Raw genomic sequence first — 2,010 nt, forward strand, 5'->3', positions numbered from 1 at the left:
TGTAGCCTCGACGAAAACGTCTGACCTACAAGGACGTAGGAAATGCCGAATTTGTCGGGAACAAAATTCGGCCCTGTTTTCGACGGTCACAGTTCCGCCTGTGCCTAGAATATATGTGCATATCTGCAAACCACTTCAGATGTTTCAAGCTGCTCAGGGCTAACAGAATTGCACTAATTCCCCCCTCGGTGTCGCCGACAGCCGTTGGCGCAGATAACGTGGTTAAGCAGCGGCCAATCACCTGCGGTGCGCTTTTCGCACAGGCGATCCTGTGACACGCTGCGAGTACGTCCCTGTAAGCTCTGCCTCGCCATCCCTGGCTCGGAAGGTCACAGTTCCGCCTGCGCCTGGAAAATAGGTGTATGTCTGCGGGAATATAAGCAACTTCAAGCAACACTATTCTTGCAGAATTGTACCAATCCCTCCTCGGGAAATAACCGCTGCCCTAAGTAGCGTTGATAGCCTGTATGCGAGAGCTGTTGGTTACGCTCAATACCATGATGAAAAATCGAACCCGATGGGCTAAAGCTATCACAATTAGCGAAATACTTATTGACGGAATGCCACCGTCACTCGTTACGTTTCAATGCCTCGTTCCTTAAGCATATTTTTAAAAACTATTTGAGCCCATTTAATCACTAATTCAGAATTCCCAATTTCATCCTTATCCAGGTAAGAGATGAGGACAGGATATCCTCCGTTGGGACAATACTTTGAATGTTCGAATCCATCCCATTCCAAACCCAACCCACGAACAGGTATGCTGGGGTCTCCGTTAACCCAGTAACTTACTTTTTCAAAATATCCCGCGGATATCAGAGATTCACCAATGTTTATGGCTTGTTCTACGGATTGAAAACAAACAGGTTGATAGGTAGTTTTATTCGTCGAAGAGCAACCTGGTAACAGGAGGCTTAAAAAAGCGAGGAGCCAAATTCTCATAATATCTTCCTCGGCCTAACTTGCGGCGATTGCCGCACCGCGGTAACCATCCGGCAGCATTAGATTGTTAGGTGCTGCTACCTTTAGCGGATGCACCTGATTATTGATTAAGAAATCTTCTAACTCACTTAGCTCAGTGGGCAGCCTCGCACCCTCATGGGAACCGCAGCCAACGAACCGGAAGCCAGCAGCGAACAGAATTTGTACCTTACGCCACTGCCTCTTATCACCTGCCTTCGGTGCCTTGAAGCTACGCCCCATCTCATGCATACATTCGCCACAATCTGGGCATGGGTGACATGGAGTTGGCTCTTTATCAGAGTACTCAACAGGCCTTTTGTAACTTTTTCGGCAGTTGAAGCATGCATGAGCAACCAAGTATTCGGGGCCGCGATGGAATGAAACCGGCTTGGGCGGACTAATAACACGAGTTCCCGTAGCCTTACGTAATTCCATTCTTCGGTGCTTTTCTAGATTTATACTCATAACTCCTCTGGGCACCAACGCCGCGCACAGCTTTGCCAGTCCGTTGCTGCGCCTTGTAATGCCTTTGCATAGCCCATTATCCGTAAACCAGTAGTTGTATGCTGAATTTCATATTTGCCTAACTGGTCAATTATTTTTACAAACTCTATAAGCTTTGGATTTAGATCAAATGTAAATTCTATCCATTCAATCTCTTTGTATATTGATGGCTCGATAAACCAGTGCTCATCAATTTGTTCTTCGTATTGCTCAATAATGGAAGACTTTACATCACCTGAATGGACAAGTTTATAATTGATCTCACTAACACTCGGGTACAATGAGCAAGTTGCTTTGAAAAGCTTTACCCACTTAGCATTGCTCATATATGAAGCGGAAAAGTTCCGAGAGATAATCGAATCTAAACGATCCCATTGTTTATCTCTCTTTTCATCCTGAGCTTTTACTTTACTGGACATAACTCGAACTCTTCAGAGGCATAGACATAATGATTCCCCAAAAACTCAAGCCACCCACTGTAAAACAATAACTTAATCTTCTTTCGGTCTGCGTTCAAGCACCGGTAGGGGATTTGAGCACTAC

The 2,010-nt window shown here is 45.5% G+C and carries 2 protein-coding genes; both read right to left on the minus strand.

From position 1 onward, the window contains the following. Positions 1 to 576 precede the first annotated feature (576 nt). Complete coding sequence (locus ACF8D4_RS19665) at positions 577 to 942, minus strand: hypothetical protein (RefSeq protein WP_392466520.1); 366 nt, start codon at positions 940 to 942, stop codon at positions 577 to 579. 482 nt (positions 943 to 1,424) lie between these two features. Continuing rightward, positions 1,425 to 1,886: a DUF6678 family protein gene (locus tag ACF8D4_RS19670; RefSeq protein ID WP_392466523.1), complete on the minus strand. Its 462-nt coding sequence runs from the start codon at positions 1,884 to 1,886 to the stop codon at positions 1,425 to 1,427. Between the last annotated feature and the right edge of the window lie 124 nt (positions 1,887 to 2,010).

Origin of the sequence: Shewanella sp. YQ_9 (assembly GCF_043103185.1) — a bacterium.
GTDB classification, from domain to species: Bacteria; Pseudomonadota; Gammaproteobacteria; order Enterobacterales; family Shewanellaceae; genus Shewanella; species Shewanella algae.

Bases quoted from the DNA above. Each gene is read 5' to 3' on its own strand.
- ACF8D4_RS19665 (WP_392466520.1), bottom strand. From the start codon at position 942: ATGAGAATTTGGCTCCTCGCTTTTTTAAGCCTCCTGTTACCAGGTTGC.
- ACF8D4_RS19670 (WP_392466523.1), bottom strand. From the start codon at position 1,886: ATGTCCAGTAAAGTAAAAGCTCAGGATGAAAAGAGAGATAAACAATGG.